The sequence below is a fragment of the Paenibacillus sp. OT2-17 genome (genome assembly GCF_009827695.1).
Lineage (GTDB): Bacteria > Bacillota > Bacilli > Paenibacillales > Paenibacillaceae > Paenibacillus > Paenibacillus polymyxa_B.
Map to the genome: position 1 here is coordinate 1 of NZ_WUDQ01000282.1, position 4,724 is coordinate 4,724.

A 4,724-nucleotide genomic window follows, 5' to 3' on the forward strand; every position below is an offset into this window, starting at 1 on the left:
GGCAAAAGGCACAACTATTGTGGTACTGGATCAAAACTCCATGGTGACCCCCGGCTGGTTGGATCGGTTGTTAGCGTGTTTATACAGCGATCCGCGTATCGGTGTTGTTGGGCCTGTAACGAATGGTCCATTCGAAGAACAGCAGATTGAGGTTCCTTATATGAACGAAAATGGAGCACGTCAATTTGCCATGACCTACAATATGCCTAACCCGGATGCATGGCGAGAGACCGAAAGCTTAGCCGGATTTTGTTTATTGCTGCGCAGAGAGACACTGGAAAAAACGGGCTACTGGGACGAAGGCTGCCACAGTACTCAGGAAGCCCATGCAGATTGGCTGCTGCGTGTGCGTTTGTTGGGGATACGTATGGCAATTGCCGGCGATGCTTTTATCCATTATGAGGAAAGAGATCGGGATACGGTGTATGGTTTTCCTCAAACGACCGAAAAAAGCGGTTCAATGGAGGAAAGCAGCCGGAACCGATCCTTTTTTGTACAAAAGTGGGGGGACGCGGATAAGCTGTTCCACAACCTGAAATTCAGTACAGCGGAGACGGACGGCCAGATATCAACAGGTAAGGAAACACACGTATCAGCGGCAAGCTTTTATCCCATCGGAGCGGTTGTTCAGGGACCGTCTGGAGCAGTATTTCGGTTAGAGCCGGGAAGAAGGCGGTATCTGCATGGAGTCAGTGCTGCGGGAGGTGAAAATGTGCGCCCTGTTAGAGTGTCTCAGCTGGATTTGTTGGTGCTTCCCTTGGTAGGGAAGCCGGAGGCCACAGTTTCCGGCAGCATTGATGCACCTGTAGCTGAGCCGCCAGAGGAACCTATTCCTGTACTGGCGGCTCCCGATCTGGAGAACATGTCCATGCTGCCCACACTGAATATACCGGCTCAACGCAAGCGATGGATCGAGGTATTGTATGCTGAGGGCGGGCAACTGTATCAAATCGGTAACGGCTGGAAAAGGCCGTTCCTTACCCTGTACGCTGCGATGAGCTGGCGGGCAGAGGACTACCGAATTCAGTTTTTGTCTCCCGGAGATTTGTCGGCTTTGGTGGAGAAGCAGCCTATTATTGCTCCACCAGTGCTGCACGGGCATCTGTAATGATCTGAATAGGCGCTTTTAGGCGGAACCGACTACTCGCTGCGGCATACGCTGTAGTAGCGGAAAGCCCGTAGGTAATTCGTGCGTTCCGCACGGCGGAGCACATAAAGGAGGGGCTTATGCATAACGAGTTAGATGATTTGCTGATCCACATTTCGCACTCGCAGCAGCAGATGTCAAGGTTGTTGGATGCGGAACGTCAGGTGGTTGTGCGCATGGCGCAGATCATACATGAACTGCCAGATGAGGAGCCGCGTTTTGATGGAATTCCGGGCATTCTCGACAGCTCGGGACAAGTAAACAAAAGCATTGTGGCCTATCTGAACGGTATTGCCGATCTTCAGGAAGCAATGGCTGAAATGCTCGTTCGTGTCGTGAAGGAAACGGCATACCCGGAAGAGGAGTAACGTAACAACCGAGGGCAGGGAGTGAACACATGAGTAGGGAAAAAGCAATGATTCACATGCTGGACGCAGCCTCCAAAATGCAGCGGAATGTGTCTATGATTCTGGAGGCCAAGGCGGTCGAAGCAGAAAAAGTGCGTAATTGGGCGCTGAACCATCTGGCGCCCCACGCCTTTGAAACCGATGAAGAACAGCTGGGACGACCTTTGGAGATTCACGAGCAAATGGTGGAAATGCTGGAGGGATTAACGCGGCTTCAGACTGGACTTTGCAGCAATCTCAAAGCATTGCTGGATCAGGATGAGCAGCAGGGTGGCGGCATGGAAGGGATGATGGGAGGAATGGGCTCGGGGGATATGAACTAATGAGCATGAGGCGTGAACGTGAGATCAAGCTGGATATGATGGAGTCTATTGCTGCCAGCCAGCACGCCGTTGCTCGGATGCTGACCAGTCTTGCGGACTTGACGCCCCATGCGGATATGTCGGCTACCCGTCTGGAAGAAACCATTCGTATACTCAGCAACTACCAGGGAGAAATCACGCAAATGTTGGCGGGTATTCCATTAAGACGACAGGTATATGGGAAACCGACTAAGCCGTGGCTCCATGTGCCTGTTCAGAAAAATGAAACCACCACGAGAAAGCAAAGGAGGAATGAAAATGAGTACAAGGTGGGAACGCGCCACTCGGGACAAAGCCCGCAAAAGACGTAAAGATGCCCGGCGTTCCAGCATGCGGAGATTAAAACGGAGAAGAAGACGTCTCCTTGCTCTAAGACGCCGTAAAAGAGGACTTCATTCTGCACGTAGAAGACATCCTCTTTTGCGGCGGCGGAAAAAACCTCAAGCTAACCCGGCGGCAGCCCCTTCTGCGGACAATCCACAGCCCGGGACTGTTGTATTGGAGCATGATCCGCAGGCATTTCAGCAGGGATATGATGCAGCTTACAACGAGGGTTTCAATTCAGGCTTTGCCAAAGGTTATGAAGATGGACACCAGCTCGCTTACAAAGCTCAGTAAACTGTGCAAATCATCTATTACTGTTCTCCCCCGAAGCTAACAGCTTTGGGGTTATTTGCGGTTCGGCAGTTGGACGGGCAAACGCCAATTTTGTCCGGGCAGTGGCAGTCGTCCATGATGCGTTTGACCCCTCCGCATATAGTTTAGGAGTGACAGAAGTTTATCCCACAACAGGACAGGGTGAAGGATGTGAACGATCAACAAAGCGGAAATGAACGCGAAGCGTACCGATGCGGCTATCGGGAAGGACGCAGAATGGGCGGTTGCACGGCTGCTCTGTCACAGGTCGTGGCAATACAGCCTGCTGTTCGTCATTTGAAAGTGTTATATATTCCGCAAGGTTTCGCAGCTATAGACACAGGTGTGCAAGAGGCATTAGGCCAAATATGCAGCTCATGCGCCATCGGTACGCCTGCTACGATGCTAGCTGACGCCGAGGCTCAACGTCCAGACCTCGTGCTGGTCATGAACGGGCTGCATGTTTTTCCGGCGGATCATCTGGAGCAGGTACAGCAAATACGAGCCCTAGGCATTCGGACGGCCATATGGTTTGTAGATGATCCTTACTTTACGGAGGATACGGCGTTGATTTGTCAATCCTACGATGTCGTATTTACGCACGAAATTTCTTGCCTGCCGTTTTATCGCGATCAGGGAGTAACGAGGGTTCACTATTTGCCGCTGGCTGCGTCAACTCGTATCTTTTATCCCCGGCGGGTAGAGCGGGAACATCAGCATGATATTTGCTTCATTGGAAATGCCTTCTGGAACCGTGTGAAGCTGTTCGACTACCTTGCTCCCTTCTTGGCGGACAAAAGAGTGCTGATCGTAGGTGGGCACTGGGATCGGCTGACCCGGCGGGATGTGCTGGAACGCTTTATCCGTCCAGGTTTTATGGAGCCGGAAGAGACCGCTCAATATTATAACGGCTCCAAAATTGTCATCAATATGCACCGCCCGACAGACCCTGGACTGGATAATCGGAATACACACCAGCTTTCAGCGGAGTCCATCAATCCTCGGACATACGAAATTTCTGCTTGCGGCACGCTTCAAATGACGGATATTCGGAAGGATTTGAGCCGTTATTACCGACCAGGCTATGACATTGAAACCTTCTCTGGAGCAGAGGAGCTGAAAGTGAAGCTGGACTACTATCTCAAGCATGACTGGGAACGCGAACGCATGGCCTGGCGCGCATTGTACACGACTATGCAAAAGCATATGTACTCCAATCGTATGGAAGAACTGCTGGACAAGGCGATGGCCTAAAGTAAACACCATAAACAGTGAGGAGTGAAAGTGATGACGATATCTACGACAGGACCGTATGACCCGGCTGTTCACCAGACGGCGGCAGCCTCCTGGGAAAGGGGGAGAATTGCGGGAGTGCATGACGGATACGACGAAGGATATCTGCGCGGACGTGCTAACGCAATTGTTGGGCGGATGAAAGCAGTTTTCCCTTTTCGACAAATCCATGTACTGTATGTCGTCTCCGGCAAAGGCCTTCCGTATTCTCCGCTGGATGAGGCGGTCATTACCACGTTGCAAAGCATGACGGCTCAGGTTACCGTAACAGACCCACGTCAGCCGGTAGGAGATATTGCCGCTCAGCTCCGTCCGAATCTGATGCTGGCACTGGATGGAATGGATCTTCCGTTGGAGCAGGTTACTGCGGTACGCCAGTTGGGCATCCCCACCGCCATCTGGCTAACGGACGATCCGTATTACACCGACACGACGACCAAAATCGTTACGAATTATGATTATGTGTTCACGTTAGAAATGAACTGCCTGGAGCTGTACCGTCAGTTGGGTTGCACGTCTGTGCACTATTTGCCCTTTGGGGCATTTCTGACTCACTATTTCCCACTCAGCTCGCCCGCTTCGGTACGACGTGAGATTGGGTTTACAGGCTCAGCCTACTGGAACCGCATCTATTTCTTCAATCCGATTATGCCTCAGCTCATGGCCCGTAACATTAAAATCAACGGAATCTGGTGGGATCGTCTCCCGGATTATCAGTCGTATGGTGACAAAATTGAGCTGGGTCGCTGGATGTCTCCGGTCGAGACCAATGATTCGTATAACGGCAGCAAAATCGTAATTAATCTTCATCGTTCCCATCAGGATGATTCGGTGAACAACAACTCACTGAAAATTCCAGGGGCTTCGCCCAACCCGCGC

The 4,724-nt window shown here is 51.7% G+C and carries 7 protein-coding genes; all 7 read left to right on the forward strand.

What is annotated here, in order from left to right; all coding sequences use genetic code 11:
• A partial coding sequence (locus GRP75_RS19520) for a glycosyltransferase family 2 protein (protein ID WP_160790111.1) occupies positions 1–1,108 on the forward strand: 1,108 nt, incomplete at its 5' end.
• 119 nt (positions 1,109–1,227) lie between these two features.
• The gene (locus GRP75_RS19525) at positions 1,228–1,515 is read left to right on the forward strand and encodes a hypothetical protein (protein WP_013311765.1); all 288 of its coding nucleotides are present in this window, start codon (positions 1,228–1,230) and stop codon (positions 1,513–1,515) included.
• Positions 1,516–1,544: 29 nt separating this feature from the next.
• Positions 1,545–1,877 carry an alpha-helical endospore appendage domain-containing protein gene (locus GRP75_RS19530; RefSeq protein WP_069080653.1) on the forward strand — a complete coding sequence of 111 codons (333 nt, stop codon included), beginning with the start codon at positions 1,545–1,547 and terminating at the stop codon, positions 1,875–1,877.
• Positions 1,877–2,227 (forward strand): hypothetical protein, encoded by a 351-nt coding sequence (locus GRP75_RS19535; RefSeq protein ID WP_013311763.1) that lies wholly within the window; start codon positions 1,877–1,879, stop codon positions 2,225–2,227. The genes GRP75_RS19530 and GRP75_RS19535 overlap by 1 nt, the downstream gene beginning before the upstream one ends.
• A complete protein-coding gene (locus GRP75_RS19540) occupies positions 2,175–2,534 on the forward strand; it encodes a FliH/SctL family protein (protein WP_028541471.1) in 360 nt (119 codons plus the stop codon). Before GRP75_RS19535 ends, GRP75_RS19540 begins: the two co-directional genes overlap by 53 nt.
• A 180-nt stretch (positions 2,535–2,714) precedes the next feature.
• Positions 2,715–3,806 (forward strand): CgeB family protein, encoded by a 1,092-nt coding sequence (locus tag GRP75_RS19545; RefSeq protein WP_023990109.1) that lies wholly within the window; start codon positions 2,715–2,717, stop codon positions 3,804–3,806.
• A 33-nt stretch (positions 3,807–3,839) separates the two neighbouring features.
• Positions 3,840–4,724: CgeB family protein (locus GRP75_RS19550; protein ID WP_160790112.1), on the forward strand; the 885-nt coding region annotated here is incomplete at its 3' end.